General features: G+C 71.0%; 13 protein-coding genes and 1 tRNA gene. 9 read left to right on the plus strand and 5 right to left on the minus strand.

Annotation, left to right across the window (positions count from 1 at the left end; genetic code table 11):
• Positions 1-122 precede the first annotated feature (122 nt).
• A complete protein-coding gene (locus tag OG975_RS17870; RefSeq protein WP_406330274.1) occupies positions 123-1,637 on the minus strand; it encodes a M6 family metalloprotease domain-containing protein in 1,515 nt (504 codons plus the stop codon).
• Positions 1,638-1,991: 354 nt separating this feature from the next.
• Here OG975_RS17870 and OG975_RS17875 point away from each other — a divergent pair, with 354 nt between their 5' ends.
• Positions 1,992-3,962: a putative bifunctional diguanylate cyclase/phosphodiesterase gene (locus tag OG975_RS17875; protein WP_406330275.1), complete on the plus strand. Its 1,971-nt coding sequence runs from the start codon at positions 1,992-1,994 to the stop codon at positions 3,960-3,962.
• A gap of 11 nt (positions 3,963-3,973) precedes the next feature.
• Here OG975_RS17875 and OG975_RS17880 read toward each other — a convergent pair whose 3' ends face one another.
• Together OG975_RS17880 and OG975_RS17885 are read right to left on the minus strand one after the other, a co-directional pair.
• Positions 3,974-5,083, minus strand: a complete 1,110-nt coding sequence (locus tag OG975_RS17880; protein WP_406330276.1) for an LLM class flavin-dependent oxidoreductase — start codon at positions 5,081-5,083, stop codon at positions 3,974-3,976.
• Positions 5,084-5,405: 322 nt separating this feature from the next.
• Positions 5,406-6,191: a decarboxylase gene (locus tag OG975_RS17885; RefSeq protein WP_406330277.1), complete on the minus strand. Its 786-nt coding sequence runs from the start codon at positions 6,189-6,191 to the stop codon at positions 5,406-5,408.
• A 246-nt stretch (positions 6,192-6,437) separates the two neighbouring features.
• On the opposite strand from OG975_RS17885, the gene OG975_RS17890 reads away from it, so the two are divergent.
• The 8 genes from OG975_RS17890 to OG975_RS17925 all read left to right on the plus strand — a co-directional run bounded on the left by OG975_RS17890 (position 6,438) and on the right by OG975_RS17925 (position 13,146).
• Positions 6,438-7,379, plus strand: a complete 942-nt coding sequence (locus OG975_RS17890) for a D-2-hydroxyacid dehydrogenase (RefSeq protein ID WP_406330279.1) — start codon at positions 6,438-6,440, stop codon at positions 7,377-7,379.
• Positions 7,380-7,398: 19 nt separating this feature from the next.
• Entirely contained in the window at positions 7,399-8,802 is a 1,404-nt protein-coding gene (locus tag OG975_RS17895) for an amidase (protein WP_406330280.1), read from the plus strand.
• Between the two features lie 79 nt (positions 8,803-8,881).
• The gene (ehuB, locus tag OG975_RS17900) at positions 8,882-9,820 is read left to right on the plus strand and encodes an ectoine/hydroxyectoine ABC transporter substrate-binding protein EhuB (protein ID WP_406330281.1); all 939 of its coding nucleotides are present in this window, start codon (positions 8,882-8,884) and stop codon (positions 9,818-9,820) included.
• A complete protein-coding gene (gene ehuC / locus OG975_RS17905; protein WP_406330282.1) occupies positions 9,817-10,545 on the plus strand; it encodes an ectoine/hydroxyectoine ABC transporter permease subunit EhuC in 729 nt (242 codons plus the stop codon). The genes ehuB and ehuC overlap by 4 nt, the downstream gene beginning before the upstream one ends.
• The gene (ehuD, locus tag OG975_RS17910; RefSeq protein ID WP_406330283.1) at positions 10,542-11,192 is read left to right on the plus strand and encodes an ectoine/hydroxyectoine ABC transporter permease subunit EhuD; all 651 of its coding nucleotides are present in this window, start codon (positions 10,542-10,544) and stop codon (positions 11,190-11,192) included. The genes ehuC and ehuD overlap by 4 nt, the downstream gene beginning before the upstream one ends.
• On the plus strand, positions 11,182-11,937 hold the full coding sequence (gene ehuA / locus OG975_RS17915; RefSeq protein ID WP_406330284.1) for an ectoine/hydroxyectoine ABC transporter ATP-binding protein EhuA: 756 nt from the start codon (positions 11,182-11,184) through the stop codon (positions 11,935-11,937). The genes ehuD and ehuA overlap by 11 nt, the downstream gene beginning before the upstream one ends.
• 242 nt (positions 11,938-12,179) lie before the next feature.
• The gene (locus tag OG975_RS17920; protein ID WP_406330285.1) at positions 12,180-12,938 is read left to right on the plus strand and encodes an IclR family transcriptional regulator; all 759 of its coding nucleotides are present in this window, start codon (positions 12,180-12,182) and stop codon (positions 12,936-12,938) included.
• Between the two features lie 134 nt (positions 12,939-13,072).
• A tRNA-Lys gene (locus OG975_RS17925) sits at positions 13,073-13,146 on the plus strand.
• Positions 13,147-13,204: 58 nt separating this feature from the next.
• Here OG975_RS17925 and OG975_RS17930 read toward each other — a convergent pair.
• Both OG975_RS17930 and OG975_RS17935 read right to left on the minus strand, forming a co-directional pair.
• Positions 13,205-13,837 (minus strand): response regulator, encoded by a 633-nt coding sequence (locus tag OG975_RS17930; RefSeq protein ID WP_406336308.1) that lies wholly within the window; start codon positions 13,835-13,837, stop codon positions 13,205-13,207.
• 5 nt (positions 13,838-13,842) lie between these two features.
• On the minus strand, positions 13,843-15,066 hold the full coding sequence (locus OG975_RS17935) for a sensor histidine kinase (protein ID WP_406330286.1): 1,224 nt from the start codon (positions 15,064-15,066) through the stop codon (positions 13,843-13,845).
• Positions 15,067-15,092: the final 26 nt, after the last annotated feature.

Below are 15,092 nucleotides of genomic sequence, written 5' to 3' on the forward strand. Positions count from 1 at the left end.
TCGCGGAAACGCGAACCGGCCTCGCCATCGTCATTTCCGCGCGGCATCGCTACTTCCATACGCCATCGTCATTTCCGCGCGGCATCGCCGCGTGACCGCAGTCGCCAGAAGGCCCCCTGCGCTCAGCCTGTCGTGATCTGCACCGTCCACGCCCCGGAAGCCGTGCGGTCCTCCACCTCGATCCGGACCTGCTCGCCCGGCACCGTGTAGCTCTCCCCGAGTGCCACGGGCGCGTCCGCGAGGGCCGGGTAGACCGAGTCCTCCCAGCAGGACTCGGAGTGGGGGTGCGCGTCGAGGACCTCGATCGGGCCGCCGCCCGACTCGGCCTCACTGCGGACGCGGTAGACGAGGATGCCCTGTGTGCACGTCGAGTCGTCGTTGCCCGCCGGGCCGCGCGCCTCGAAGGCGAGCACGCTGTCGGGACCGGTACGGACCACCGCCAGCTTGGTACCCCGCCCGGAACCGAACGCCTGCGCACTCGACTCGTACGACGGCGCACCACCCGCCACATCCGACACGCCCGAGTCGTATGACCGAACACCCGTGCCACCCGACACGCCCGAGCCGCCCGACACGCCCGAGCCGGACGAACCGGAGGCACCCGCGCCGGAGGCACCCGTCCCGGAACCGGAACCGCCCTCCCCCGCCCCCAGCGGCTCAAGCGTCAACCTCGTGGTGCCGACGCCCCGTACGCACGCCACCTGGCGCGGTTCCAGCCAGCCGAGCTTCCACTTGTGCCAGCCGAACAGGTCGGGGGCCAGCCCGAACTGGCTGCCCATGAGGTCCCAGTCACCGACGTAGGTGTCCCAGTCGCCCTTGCCGTCGGAGGGGCGGTGGTAGAGGTCGGGCAGGTCGAAGACGTGGCCGGTCTCGTGGGCGAGGACGAGGCGGTCCGGCGGGTGCTTCTCGAAGACCGTGACCACGCGGCGGATGTCCTTGCCGTCGGCGCGCAGGGGCGTGTCGAGGTTGACCACCTTCGTGGCATCCGAGTCGACGCCCGGGGCATCCGGATCGGCCACGAAGTAGACGATGTCGTAGCGCGAGAAGTCGACCCGCTTGTCGGCGGCGGTGAGCGCGTCGCGCAGATAGGCGCCGCGGTGTTCGGCGTTCCAGTCACGCTGTATGGCGTACGACGTGGAGGTGTGCGGCATCCGGATCCAGCCGCGCTGGGCATGCGGGCGCACCGTGAACTTGCCGTACGAGGCACGCGCGAAGAACTGGCTGGTGGCCGGGAAGTAGTCGGAGGTCAGTTCCGCCGGGGTGGTCCGCGGCGCGGAGTCCGGGAAGGACAGGAAGACCAGCACCGCGTCGAGGGGGTGATTGGGGCGCACATAGGCGGAGTTCCAGGTGTCGACGCCCTCCGAGTGGTGTGCGTCGGTCCGTGTGAGGGCACATGAGGCCAAGCGGGGTTCGGCGAGTGCGGGGCCCGGCATCAGGCAGGTCGCGGCGAGCGCGGTCACCGAGGTGAACACCGCCGCGGTGCGGCGGCGACGTGGCGCCCCGTCACGCGCCAGACCCCGAAAGGCCTCACGCACCACACCCCACAAAGCCTCACGCGCCACGCCCCACAAAGCCTCACCCGTGCAACCCCGCAGGGCCTCACGGGCGAGACCTCTCAGGGGCAGCGGACGCGGCACGTCGACCTCCGGATGCGGTTTTCAGGTCACCGCACTCAGCCTGTGTGAGTTCGTCATGCTTCGCCCTGTTTGTCTGCACCAGAAGAGTGAGGGGCCACGCGAGGCCGACACCCCGAACACTCACGGAACGTCACAGCCGATCGGCGGGGGAAGGAACCCGCCCAGATGCAGGCAGAAACGATCTGTCAGAAGAGGCCGTTGTTCCGGGACACTGGACAGTGGCTGCAACTCCCCGAGGCCACCCTCTATGATCGGCACACTTTCCTGCACGGACACGGCTTGTGCGGCCGTCCATCACCGGCCGACCACCCCGAGAGACCCATACGAAGAACGAGTGCACTGCGGGAGCGAGCGGTGAGCGGAACGTCCGAAGGGCCGGCACCCACGGCAGATCTCGTCCGGTCGGCCGTCACAGAGCGTCACATCGGTACATCTCCTCGTATGTACGCCGGGGCGCCTCCCGGTGTGTCGATCGCCACCGGGTCATCTCCAGACCCGTACGCCTCTGCCGAGACGCCTCCAGACCCGTACGCCGCAACCGATGTCCCGGCCGGGACGCCCCCCGACACGCCCGCATCCGACGGAGCGTCACCCCGTACCTTCCAGGCGGCCTTCGCCACCGCGCCGCTCGCCATGGCCGTCGTCGACCGCGAGGGACTCGTCGTCACCGCCAACGAGTCGCTGGGCGCGCTGCTCGGTCCCGGCGCGGACGCGCTGGCCGGGCGGATCGCCGCCGATCTGGTGGACCTGGCCTCCGACGCCCGCACCTGGCACTCGTACCGCGAGGTACTGCGCGGCCGGCAGGCCCGGCTGCGCTGCACCCGCCGCCTCAAGCATCCCGACGGCCACTCGCTCTGGGTCCAGATCACCGTGGCGCCGCTGCCCCCGCAGGAGCAGGCGGTCCTGCTGTCCGTCGCCGACATCAGCGCCCGCCGTGAACTCCAGGCGCGGCTGCGCCACTTGCAGATGCACGACCCGGTGACCCGGTTGCCCAACCGCACCCTGTTCTTCGAGCGCCTCTCGGCCGCCTTGGAGGCGGAGGCGTACGAGGAGGGCGGCACCGGCCGGATCGGGCTCTGCTATCTGGACCTGGACGGCTTCAAGGCGGTCAACGACACGCTCGGCCACCGCGTCGGGGACCGGCTGCTCTCGGCCGTCGCCGAACGCCTGACGCGCTGCGCCGACGAGGCGGGTTACGCGAGAGCCGCCACTCCCCTGGTGGCGAGACTCGGCGGCGACGAGTTCGCGCTTCTCGTCGAGGACTCCACGGGGACGGACCAGTTGGCGGACCTCGCCGACTCCGTCCTGAAGGCCCTCCAGGCCCCCTTCGACCTCTCCGGTCAGCGGCTGTCCCTCTCCGCGTCCATCGGGGTCGTCGAGCGGCGCGCCGCCGGAACCAGCGCGACCGGTCTGATGCAGGCCGCGGACACGACGCTGTACTGGGCGAAGGCCGACGGCAAGGGCCGCTGGACCCTCTTCGACCCGGAGCGCAACGCCCACCGCATGACCCGCCAGGCCCTCTCCTCCACCCTCCGCGCGGCCGTCGAGCGGGGCGAGTTCGCGCTGGAGTACCAGCCGTTGGTGGGCATGGAGGACGGCGGCGTGCGCGGGGTCGAAGCCCTCGTCCGCTGGAATCATCCGCAGTTCGGAACGCTGACGCCGAATCGGTTCATCGGATTGGCCGAGGAGGACGGTTCGATCGTGCAGCTCGGCCGCTGGGTGCTGGCCACCGCCTGCCGGCAGGCCCGCAGCTGGCAGCTGGACCACCCGGACGCACCGCCGATCTTCGTCAGTGTGAACGTGGCGGTGCGCCAGGTCTGGGACTCCGACCTGGTGGCCGACGTAGCGGAGATCCTCGCGGAGACCGGCCTCGACCCGCACCTCCTCCAGCTGGAGCTGACGGAGTCGGCGGTGATGGGCTCGGCCGGCCGGCCTCTGCAAGCCCTGCAGGCGCTCAGCGACATGGGCGTACGCATCGCGATCGACGACTTCGGCACCGGTTACTCGAACCTGGCCTACCTCAGCCGTCTCCCGGTCTCCGTCCTGAAGCTGGACGGCTCCTTCGTACGGGGCTTCCAGTACGAGAACGCCGACGGCACGTCCGCCCACCCCAACCCCGCCGACGAGGTCATCGTCGAGGCCCTCATCCAACTCGCCCACCGGCTGGGCCTGACGGTCACCGCCGAGTGTGTGGAGACCGCCTCCCAGGCCTCCCGGCTGCGCGGCATCGGCTGCGACACCGGGCAGGGCTGGCTGTACTCGCGACCGGTGGCGCCGGATCGTATCTCCGCACTATTGACGGCGCCCGACTGCCGTCAGACCTGAGGCTCCCGGGGCTACCGGGCCTCGGTCGCCGGGGCCTTCGGCAACCCGTAGGCGTCCGCGATGAGTTCGTAGGAACGCAGGCGTACGTCGCCGCTGTGGGCGTTGCCCGTGATCATCAACTCGTCGGCGCCGGTGCGCTTCTGCAGGTCGTCGAGGCCGGAGCGGACCTCGTCCGCCGTGCCATGGATGACGTTGGAGTTCCAGCTGTTGATGAACTCCCGCTCCATGGGACTGAATTCGTACGCCTCCGCCTCCTCGGGCGTCGGGACGAGACCCGGGCGGCCGGTGCGCAGGCGGACCATGTTCAGGGCGGCGGCCAGGACCTGGCGGCGGGCCTCCTTCTCGTCGTCGGTGGCGAGGGCGGAGACGCCGATGAGGGCGTACGGGGCGGCCAGCACGGCGCTCGGCCGGAAGGACTCGCGGTAGAGGTCCAGCGCCGGGACCGTGTTCTGGGCCGAGAAGTGGTGGGCGAAGGCGAAGGGGAGGCCCAGGACTCCGGCGAGGCGGGCACTGAAACCGGAGGAGCCGAGCAGCCAGACCGGGGGCCGGTGCGGGGACTGTACGCCGCCGGGGGAGGTCGACTGGACGGGGCCGGGGACCGCGTGGATGCGGGCGTAGGGGTGGCCGTCGGGGAAGTCGTCGTCCAGGAAGCGGGTGAGCTCCGCGAGCTGCTCGGGGAAGTCGTCGGCGCCTTCGCCCAGCCTGTCGGTGCGGCGCAGGGCGGCGGCGGTCGCACCGTCCGTGCCCGGGGCTCGGCCCAGGCCCAGGTCGATGCGGCCCGGGGCCATCGCCTCCAGGGTGCCGAACTGCTCCGCGATGACCAGGGGGGCGTGGTTGGGGAGCATGACTCCGCCCGAGCCCAGGCGGATGCGGGTGGTGTGGGCGGCGAGGTGGGCGAGGATCACGGCGGGCGAGGACGAGGCCACGCCCGGCATCGAGTGGTGCTCGGCCACCCAGTAGCGGTGGAAGCCGCGGGACTCTGCGAGGCGGGAGAGTTTGACGCTGGTGTGCAGGGCGTCGGTGGCCGTGCGGCCTGCGCCGACCGTGACCAGGTCCAGTACCGAGAGGGGCACCGGGGCGGTGCCCTCCGTCTTGCCTCGGATCTCGTCCGTTTCGGTCACCAGTGCCTCCTGCGGTCTGTACGTGGCGCGTCCGCGGGGAGAACAGGAGGCAGTCCCCGCTTATTCCCGGTTCCTCGCCCCCGCCGCCCCTACCCGTCCCATCCGTACCTGGGGGCTGCGCCCCCAGACCCCCTGGGTTGTATGTCGTCTGCGGGACGGTGGGGGCTGGTCGCGCAGTTCCCCGCGCCCCTGAAAGCGGGGCTGCGCCCCGCAATCCCCCGCCCGCCCCGGGGTCTTTTAGGGGCGCGGGGAACTGCGCAATCTCTTAGCCCAGCCCCCACCCGCCCGCAGCCGACACACGACCCCAGCCCACCCCCACCGGCTACACCTGGACCAGGGGTTCCTTGGTGAAGAGGGTGCCGAGGCGGGGAGCGTTGACGCGGCGGGCCGAGAGGCGGAGGGCCTCCCAGACGGTTACCTGGTTGGCGGTGAGGACTGGTTTGGAGAGGGCCTTCTCCAGGGCGGGGATGTGGGAGACCGTGTGGAGGGCGGTGTCGGGGAGGAGAAGCGCCGCCGCATCCGGATGGTCGGCCGCCCGGGCCAGGGCGAGGATCTGGTCGTAGCCCCAGGACGCGACCTCCGCCGCCACGCTCCCGCTGCCGCCGGCACCCCGCACCGACACCACCTCCACCCCCGCATCCCCCAGAAACGCCGCGAAGAGCCCAGCCACCTCATCCGCATACGTCGCCGCGACCGCGACCCGCCGCACCCCGATCTCCCGCACCGCGTGCGCGAAGCCGAACGACGTGGAGGAGGCAGGCAGCCCCGCGGCCCGGGCAAGGCCGCGGACCTGCTCATGGGCGCCCTGCCAGCCGTACACGAAGCTGCCGCTGGTACAGGCCCACACCACCGCTTCGGCACCCGAAAGGCGCAGCTCCTCGACGCCCGCGGTGAGCCGGTCCGCCGAGCCCATCTCGCGGAGCGCGTCCACGCGACGGGCGGCCTTCCCGGTGTCCCCGGCCGCCTCCCCGGCCTCCCCAGCCTCCGTGATCTCCGTGATCTCCGTGTGGACGAGGGTCATGCGGATGTCGCTGCCGAGCAGCTGCTCCATGCGCGGGTAGTCGTCCTCGGCCGCGTGACCGGGGTAGAGGAATCCGAGTGCGGTCATGCCCCACCTTCCTGATCTTCCGACAGTACGGGGCCCCGACGAGCCGATTCGTCCAAGAGTGCCGGCGGCGCCGCGTCGGCCGGGTACGTCACCTGGTTGGCCGAGACGGAAAAGGGTGGCAACGGACCGTACGCGGGCCCGTGTTGACGAAGGTAGGTTCGGGTGCGAGCGTGGTCAATCCGCGCATCTCAGACGGCTGGAACTCCCCCGGCAGAGCGGACCCGCATGGCGAAACGGCTGCCCCCGATGACCACGCTCCTCGTTCTGGACGCCGAGCCTCTCCCCCGCCTCGGCAGCCTCACCGGCCGGGTGCGGATCGAGCACGCCGACGAGTCCACGCTGGCCGCGCGGCTGCCGAACGCGGACGTACTGCTCGTCTGGGACTTCACCTCGGGCGCCGTACGCCGTGCCTGGCCCGGCGAGGGTCCGCGGCCGCGCTGGGTGCACACGGCGAGCGCGGGGGTGGACCATCTGATGTGTCCCGAGCTCGCCGCGTCCGACACGGTGGTGACCAACGCGCGTGGCGTCTTCGACCAGCCGATCGCGGAGTACGTCGCCGCGCTGGTGCTGTCCATGGCGAAGGATCTGCCGCGGAGCTGGGATCTCCAGCGCCGCCGGGAGTGGCGGCATCGCGACGCGCAGCGCGTGGCGGGGACCCGGGCGTGCGTGGTCGGTTCCGGGCCGGTCGGGCGGGCGATCGTCAGGACGCTCAAGGCGCTCGACGTCACGACGGCCCTGGTGGGGCGCACTGCGCGGACCGGTATCCACGGACCCGAGGAGCTGGGCCGGCTGATGGCGCGCGCCGACTGGGTGGTGTCCGCGGCGCCGCTCACCGAGACCACGCGCGGCATGTTCGACGCGCGGCACTTCGGGATGATGCAGCCGTCGGCGCGCTTCATCAACGTCGGGCGCGGGCAGCTCGTCGTCGAGGACGCGCTCGCCGAGGCGCTGTCGAAGCGGTGGATCGCGGGCGCGGCCCTCGATGTCTTCCAGCATGAACCGCTCGGCCCCGACAGCCCGTTGTGGGATGTCCCGGGGCTGATCGTGTCGCCGCACATGAGCGGGGACACGGTCGGCTGGCGGGACGAACTGGGTAAGCAGTTCGTGGAGTTGTACGAGCGCTGGGCGGCGGGGAAGCAGCTCCTGAACGTCGTCGACAAGAGGCGTGGGTACGTGCCGGGACACTGAACTCCCTTTGGAGGGGCCGATGTCGGAACTCACCGAGCTGACCGCCGGACGACTCGTCGATGGTTATCGCAAGGGCGAGTTCAGCCCCGTGGAGGCGACCCGCGCGGCCCTGGAGCGGGCCGACGCCGTCCAGCCCGCCGTGAACGCGTTCGTACGGCTGGACGCGGAGGAAGCGCTCGCCCAGGCCCAGGAGTCGGCGGAGCGGTGGCGGCGGGGCGAGCCCGCGGGCCTCCTGGACGGCGTCCCGGTCACCGTCAAGGACGTCCTCCTGCTGCGCGGCCGCCCGACGCTGCGCGGCTCCAGGACCGTTGATCCGCAGGGCCGTTGGGACGAGGACGCGCCGTCCGTGGCCCGGCTGCGGGAGCACGGTGCCGTCTTCCTCGGCAAGACGACGACGCCCCAGTTCGGCTGGAAGGGCGTCACGGACTCGGCCCTGACGGGGGTGACCCGCAATCCGTACGACGTCTCGCGCACGTCGGGCGGCTCCAGCGGTGGCAGCGCGGCGGCCGTGGCGCTCGGCGCGGGCCCGCTGTCCCTCGGCACGGACGGCGGCGGGAGTGTCCGCATCCCGGCCGCCTTCTGCGGGATATTCGGGCTGAAGCCGACGTACGGGAGAGTGCCGCTGTATCCCGCGAGCGCGTTCGGGACGCTCTCGCATGTGGGCCCGATGACGCGGGACGCCGCCGACGCCGCGCTGTTGATGGACGTGATCAGCGGCCCCGACGCGCGGGACTGGTCGGCGCTCGGGCCGGTCGGCGGCTCCTTCGTGGACGCGCTGGAGGGCGGGGTGCGGGGCCTGCGGGTCGCGTACTCGCCCTCTCTGGGCGGGCAGGTCGCGGTCCGCCCCGCCGTCGCGGCGGCCGTACGGCGTGCGGTGGAGCGGCTCGCGGGGCTCGGCGCGTACGTCACCGAGGCCGACCCCGACCTGACCGACCCGTTGGACGCCTTCCACACGCTCTGGTTCGGCGCGGCGGCCCGTCTGACCCAACCCTTCGGGCCCCACCAGCGGGAGTTGCTCGACCCGGGCCTGCGCGAGATATCCGGCCTCGGCGCGCGCATCAGCGCGCTGGACTATCTCGCCGCGGTGGACGTCCGGATGGGGCTCGGACGGCGGATGGGCCGCTTCCACGAGTCGTACGACGTCCTGGTCACCCCGACCCTTCCGTTGACGGCCTTCGAGGCGGGCGCCGAGGTCCCGGCCGGCTCCAGTCACCGTCGCTGGACGGGCTGGACCCCGTTCACGTACCCCTTCAACATGACGCAGCAGCCCGCGGCGACCGTTCCCGTCGGCCTCGCCCCTGACGGCCTCCCGGTCGGCCTCCAGATCGTGGCCGCCCGCCACCGCGACGACCTCGTCCTGCGGACGGCGCACGCGCTGTACGAGGCGGGGGTCGCTGGAATCGATGCTCCCACCAGGGTCTAGGCCCTGCGTTCCAAGGTCCCACGGGGGTCGATGTGGCCTCGGTGACGGACGGGGCTCAAAATCGATCCGCATAGATCACATGGCCCCGGGTAGTCGCGCGGCCATGGTTCCACCACTTGGGAATGGCACAGAGAAACGAGGGCCCAGCCGGCGGTCGCTGCTCGCGGGTGCCTCCGTGTTCGGCACCGTCGGGGCGCTGGGCGCCGCCGGCTGCAGTCGTGTCGCCACGGCGGCCGGCACGGACGGCGGTGATCTCCTCGACCGGCTGAAGGCGCAGGGTGTCGTACGGCTGGGTATCGCGGGTGAGGTCCCCTTCGGGTACATCGACAGGAACGGCGAGCTGACGGGCGAGGCGCCGGAACTCGCGAAGGCCGTCTTCAAACGGCTGGGAGTCGATCGCGTCCAGCCGGTGCCGACCGAGTTCGGCTCGCTCATACCCGGGCTCAACTCGCAGCAGTTCGATGTCGTGTCCGCCGGGATGTACATCAACCCCGAGCGCTGCGCGCAGGTCATCTTCGCGGATCCGGACTACCAGATGCTCGACGCGTTCATCGTGCGCAAGGGCAACCCGAAGGGGCTGCACGACTACAAGGATGTCGTCGCGAAGAAGGCCAAGTTCGCGACGGGGACCGGGTACGCCGAGATTCAGTACGCGGTCGAGGCCGGGTACAAGGAGAGCGACATCCTGATCGTGCCGGATCAGGTGGCCGGGCTGAACGCCGTCGAGGCGGGACGTGTCGACGCCTTCGCGGGGACGGCGCTGACCACCCGTGAGGTGGTCAAGAAGTCCGGCAGGGCCGAGAGTACGAAGCCCTTCGCGCCGCTGGTGAAGGGCAAGCCGCATGTCGACGGCGGCGGCTTCGCGTTCCGGTCGCCGGAGACGAAGCTGCGGGACGCCTTCAACGTGGAGCTCAGGAAGCTGAAGGACAGCGGCGAGCTGTTCCGCATCCTCCAGCCGTTCGGCTTCACCAAGGCCGAGATGACCGACATGACCGCGAAGGAGCTGTGCCGCGGATGACCTCGGGACTCTGGGAACTCGTACTCAAAGGGATCTGGATCACCATCCAACTGCTGTTCTTCAGCGCCCTGTTGGCCGGTGCGCTCTCCTTCGCCGTCGGGATCGCGCGCACCTCGCGGTGGTGGATCGTCCGCTTCCTCGCGGGCTTCTACACCGAGGTGTTCCGTGGCACCTCCGCGCTGATCATGATCTTCTGGGTGTACTTCGTGCTGCCGCTCGCCTTCGGCTGGCAGCTCGTCCCGATGTGGGCGGGCACGCTGGCGCTGGGACTGACGTACGGGGCGTACGGCTCCGAGATCGTGCGCGGCGCCCTGAACGCGGTCGACCCGGCGCAGCGTGAGGGCGGGATCGCGCTCGGCTTCACGCCCTGGCAGCGGATGCGGCTGGTCCTGCTGCCGCAGGCGGTGCCCGAGATGATCCCCTCCTTCTGCAACCTGCTGGTCGAGCTGCTCAAGGGCACGGCCCTGGTCTCCGTCATGGGCATGGGCGATCTGTCGTTCAGCGCCAACCTGGTGCGGCTCGCGTTGCAGCAGAGCGCGGAGGTCTACACGTACGTCCTGCTGATCTACTTCGTGATCGCCTTCCTGCTCACGCGGCTGATGCGCGGTCTGGAGAAGCGGCTGAAGGCCGAGGCCGGCAAGGACCCCGGGACGGAGACGGCGGCGCGTGAGCTCAAGCGCGCGCAGACGACCGGCGTGGGAGCCGCGAGCGGAGGTGCCTCATGAAGTGGGACTGGAGCGCGGTCGGTGATTTCATGCCGCACTTCTGGGACGGGCTGCTGGTCACCCTGCAGGCACTGGCCCTCGGCTCGGTGATCTCCTTCGCCCTCGGTCTGGTGTGGGCGCTGCTGATGCGGACGCCGACGCGCTGGGTGCGCTGGCCGGTCGGGGTGGTCACGGAGTTCATCCGCAACACCCCGCTGCTGGTGCAGCTGTTCTTCCTCTTCTATGTGCTGCCCGAGTGGGACATCACGTTCTCCGCGCTGACCACCGGTGTCGTCGCGATCGGGCTGCACTACTCGACGTACACGATGCAGGTCTACCGGGCCGGTATCGAGGCGGTGCCCGCCGGCCAGTGGGAAGCGGCCACGGCGCTCAGCCTGCCCGTGCGGCGCACCTGGACCGCGGTGATCCTGCCGCAGGCGATCCGCCGGGTGGTGCCTCCGCTCGGCAACTACGTCATCTCGATGCTCAAGGACACCCCGATCCTGATGGTGATCACCGTGATGGAGATGCTCGGCGAGGCGCGGCTGTACTCGCAGCAGCACTTCCAGTTCACCGAGCCGCTCACGGTCATCGGCGTGGCCTTCATCCTCATTTCCTATCCGGCTTCCCTGCTTCTGCGAGCCCTGGAGCGACGTCTTGTCCGCTGATACGAAGACCGAAGAGCTGATCCGCTTCGACAAGGTCACCAAGCGCTTCGGGGACAACACCGTCCTCGACGGCCTCGACTTCCGCGTCGACCCCGGAAAGCACGTCACGCTGATCGGCCCGTCCGGCTCCGGCAAGACGACGATCCTGCGGCTGCTGATGACGCTGGCCGAGCCGGACGAGGGCACGATCACGGTCGCCGGGGAGCAGCTCTTCCCGGCGGGCGAGAAGCAGATCCGCGAGGTCCGCAAGAAGATCGGGATGGTCTTCCAGCAGTTCAACCTGTTCCCGAACATGTCGGTGCTCAGGAACCTCACCGAGGCGCCGGTCACCGTCCTCGGCCTGTCCAGGGACGAGGCCGAGGCGCGGGCCCGCGAGCTGCTCGACCTGGTCGGTCTCGCGGACAAGTGCGACGAGCGTCCCAGCCGGCTGTCCGGCGGCCAGCAGCAGCGCGTCGCGATCGCCCGCGCGCTGGCGATGCGGCCTCAGGTGCTGCTCCTGGACGAGGTGACGTCCGCGCTCGACCCCGAGCTGGTCGCGGGCGTCCTCGACCTTCTCCGTGACATCGCCCGCACCACGGACATCACGATGCTCTGCGTGACCCACGAGATGAATTTCGCCCGGGACATCTCGGACCAGGTGCTGATGTTCGATTCCGGCCGCGTCATCGAGTCCGGTCCGCCGGAGAAGATCTTCAGCGATCCGGAGCACGACCGGACCCGGGAATTTCTCGGTGCGGTGCTGTGACGACGGGGAGTGAATGACGGCGGACACGGCAAGGTGCGAGGTCCGGCACATGGGGCATGCCCCATGTGCCATGACTTTGGCATATGCCAGGGTGGTGCGTTCCTGCTGAGAGGGTTGGAACGCGCCATCAATCTCGTCAACAGACGCTCACAGCAGGCCCTTTGGTGGGTATCGTGGAGGGAGCCCGGCTGTCCGGGCTGTGTCTTGTTTTGAGCCGGGCCCATGAAGCGCAGGGGGAATCCGTGGCGCTGAAGCACGAGCCGACCGCGCCGTACCACTCGGCCCAGGACGCCCTCCGCGTCCTGGAGACAGTGTCACGGCACTCCACCGGTGTCACCGACACCGAACTCGCCCGCCAGACCCGCCTCGACGCCGAGCGCCTGACCGCACTGCTGCGGATGCTGCGCCGGGAGGGGTACGTCGAGCAGATCGCCGACGGCGCGTACGTGACCGGTGCCGCCCTCAGCAGGCTCGGCTCAGCGCACGGCCGCGACCAGGCGCTGCGCGAAAAACTCCAGCAGACCATCGACCGGCTGCGCGACTCGGTCGGCGCCGCGATCTACATCAGCCGGTACGTCGACGGTGAGATCCACGTCACCCAGTGCGCCACCGGCCCGGCGACCCCGGCGGTCAACGAGTGGGTCGACTTCCGCTCGTCCGCCCACGCCAGCGCGATCGGCAAGAGCCTTCTCGGCCAGCTCGACCACAACGGCCGCCGCGACCACCTCTCCCGCCACAAGATGGCCCGCCTCACCTCGCGCACCATCACCAACGAGCGGCTCCTCCTGTCCCGCCTCGACGCCCACCCGGCCACCGTGCCCGTGCTGGATCTCCAGGAGTACGCGATCGGCACGGTCTGCGCGGCCGTCCCCATCACGGCGGGCTCCTCCGTCGGCTGCCTGGCCCTCTCCCTCCCGGTCGAGCACGCCCACCGGCTCCGCCAGGCGGCGGACTCGCTGAACCGGGGAGCCGCCCCGGTCCTGCTCTCCCTGGCGATCTAGGGCCGGCCTTTCGGGCCTCTCCCCAGCGCCCCGGGCGGTCACCGGGGCGCCACCGCCGGGTGGTCAGAAGCACCCCTGCGGACCAGGTAGTATTTCTTTTGTCGCCGACCGCGAGAGCGGGAGGCGGGAGTCATGCGCCGCTAGCTCAGTTGGTTAGAGCAGCTGACTCTTAATCAGCGGGTCCGGGGTTCGAGTCCCTGGCGGCGCACAGAAGAGGGCCCTCCACTGAAGTGGGGGGCCTTCACGCATGTCCGGACGGGCACTCCCTAGCCCCGCAGATAGGCCAGCACGGCCAGCACCCGCCGATGCGTGTCCTGCGCCGGAGGCAGCTCCAGCTTCCCCAGGATGTTCCCGATGTGCTTGCCGACGGCCGCCTCCGTCACGACCAGCTCGCGTGCGATCGCCCCGTTGGACTTCCCCTCGGCCACCAGACCGAGGACCTCGCGCTCGCGGGGCGTCAGCGCCTCCAGCGGATCGCGGCGGCGGCGCAGCAGCTGCCGTACGACCTCGGGGTCGACGACCGTCCCGCCCGCGGCCACCCGCTCCACCGCCTCGGCGAACTGTTCGACCTGTCCGACGCGGTCCTTGAGGAGGTAGCCGACGCCGGTGCCGTCCCCGGTGTCGAGGAGCTCGGCGGCGTACGCCCGCTGGACGTACTGGCTGAGGACGAGCACCGGCAGACGCGGGTCCGCCGCTCGCAGGGCGAGGGCCGCGCGGAGCCCCTCGTCCTGGAAGCCGGGCGGCATGCGTACGTCGGTGACGACGAGGTCGGGGGCGTACTCCGGGACGGCTTCGGTGAGCGCCCGCGCGTCGCCGACCGCCGCGACGACCTCGTGTCCGAAGCGGGCCAGCAGTCCCACCAGGCCTTCCCGCAGCAGCACACTGTCCTCGGCGAGCACGACTCTCAGCAAGGGATCTCCATACACAGCACGGTGGGACCGCCGGGCGGACTGTCGACGGTCAGTGTTCCATCGAGGACGGCCAGCCGGTCGGCGAGACCGGTGAGTCCGGAGCCGGCGAGCGGATCGGCACCTCCGCGGCCGTCGTCCCGTACCTCGATCCGCAGCAGCCCCTCCCCGCCACGGCCTTCCCCGTACCGCCCGCTGATCCACGCCCGGCCCGCCCCGCTGTGCCGGCCCACGTTCGCGAGCGCCTCGCGCACCGCGAAGTACGCCGCGGCCTCCACGGATTCGGCGAACCGCGGCAGCCGCACGTCCACCTCCACGGGTACGGCGGACCGGTCTGCGGCGTCGGCGATGGCGTCCCCGAGCCCGTAGTCCGCGAGCACCTGCGGATGGATGCCGTGGATCAACTCCCGCAGTTCACCGAGGACTTGGTCGGCTTCCTCATGGGCGGCCGTGAGCCGCTCCGCCAGCTCGGGCGGGGCGTCGAGCCGTGCGAGGCCCAGTTTCATGCTGAGCGCCACCAGCCGTTGCTGCGCCCCGTCGTGCAGATCCCGCTCGATCCGCCGCCGCTCGGCCTCGAAGGCGGCCACCAGCCGCGCCCGGGACTTCGTCACCTCGGCGAGCCGCTGTTCGGGCTCGCGCGCGGCGAGGAACAGCCGGGCGAGGGCGGCGCGGGCACGGGCGTACAGCGCGAGCGGCCACAGGAGTACGAGGAGCAGGACGAGCCCGCCCGCCGCGCACAGGAACGCCTGCCCGTACGAGTCGATCAGCCACAGCTTGGCGATGCGGGTGTCACCGCCGGAGACGGCCAGTTGCACCGGCGCCCCCAGCATGGCGCCCGGCACTCCCAGCGCCCCCGCCAGCACCAGCAGGTCCAGCGGCCACAGCACGCAGGCGAGCAGCACGGCGTACGCCAGTTCCCGCCAGGTCACCGGCTCGCCGAACCGGAGCCTGGCCCAGGCGGTGAGGCCCGGCTCGTCCGGGGTGCGGTGGGGGTCGGGCACCCGCGCCGGGTCCATGAGCCGCAGCCGCCACCGCTCCACCGCCCCCATGGGTACGCCGGTCAGCGCGAGCAGCGCCAGCAGCGGCAGCCCGACGAGCACGGGGGTGAGGGCCGCGCCCACGACGCCGAGCACCAGCAGCCCGACGAGCAGCGGAACGCCTACCAGTACGCCGGTGACGAGATACCCGGCCGCACGCCACGGCCCGACTCTGCTGATCATGCGGCCACGTTAGGCGGCGCCCGGCA

Origin of the sequence: Streptomyces sp. NBC_00203, assembly GCF_045206325.1 — a bacterium.
In the GTDB taxonomy this organism is placed as follows: Bacteria; Actinomycetota; Actinomycetes; order Streptomycetales; family Streptomycetaceae; genus Streptomyces; species Streptomyces lutosisoli.

What these genes read in the sequence shown, in the direction of transcription:
- OG975_RS17890 (WP_406330279.1), top strand. Translation starts at nt 6,438, where the DNA reads ATGACCACGCTCCTCGTTCTGGACGCCGAGCCTCTCCCCCGCCTCGGC.
- OG975_RS17885 (WP_406330277.1), bottom strand. Translation starts at nt 6,191, where the DNA reads ATGACCGCACTCGGATTCCTCTACCCCGGTCACGCGGCCGAGGACGAC.
- ehuC (WP_406330282.1), top strand. Translation starts at nt 9,817, where the DNA reads ATGACCTCGGGACTCTGGGAACTCGTACTCAAAGGGATCTGGATCACC.
- OG975_RS17935 (WP_406330286.1), bottom strand. Translation starts at nt 15,066, where the DNA reads ATGATCAGCAGAGTCGGGCCGTGGCGTGCGGCCGGGTATCTCGTCACC.
- ehuD (WP_406330283.1), top strand. Translation starts at nt 10,542, where the DNA reads ATGAAGTGGGACTGGAGCGCGGTCGGTGATTTCATGCCGCACTTCTGG.
- OG975_RS17895 (WP_406330280.1), top strand. Translation starts at nt 7,399, where the DNA reads ATGTCGGAACTCACCGAGCTGACCGCCGGACGACTCGTCGATGGTTAT.
- ehuB (WP_406330281.1), top strand. Translation starts at nt 8,882, where the DNA reads ATGGCCCCGGGTAGTCGCGCGGCCATGGTTCCACCACTTGGGAATGGC.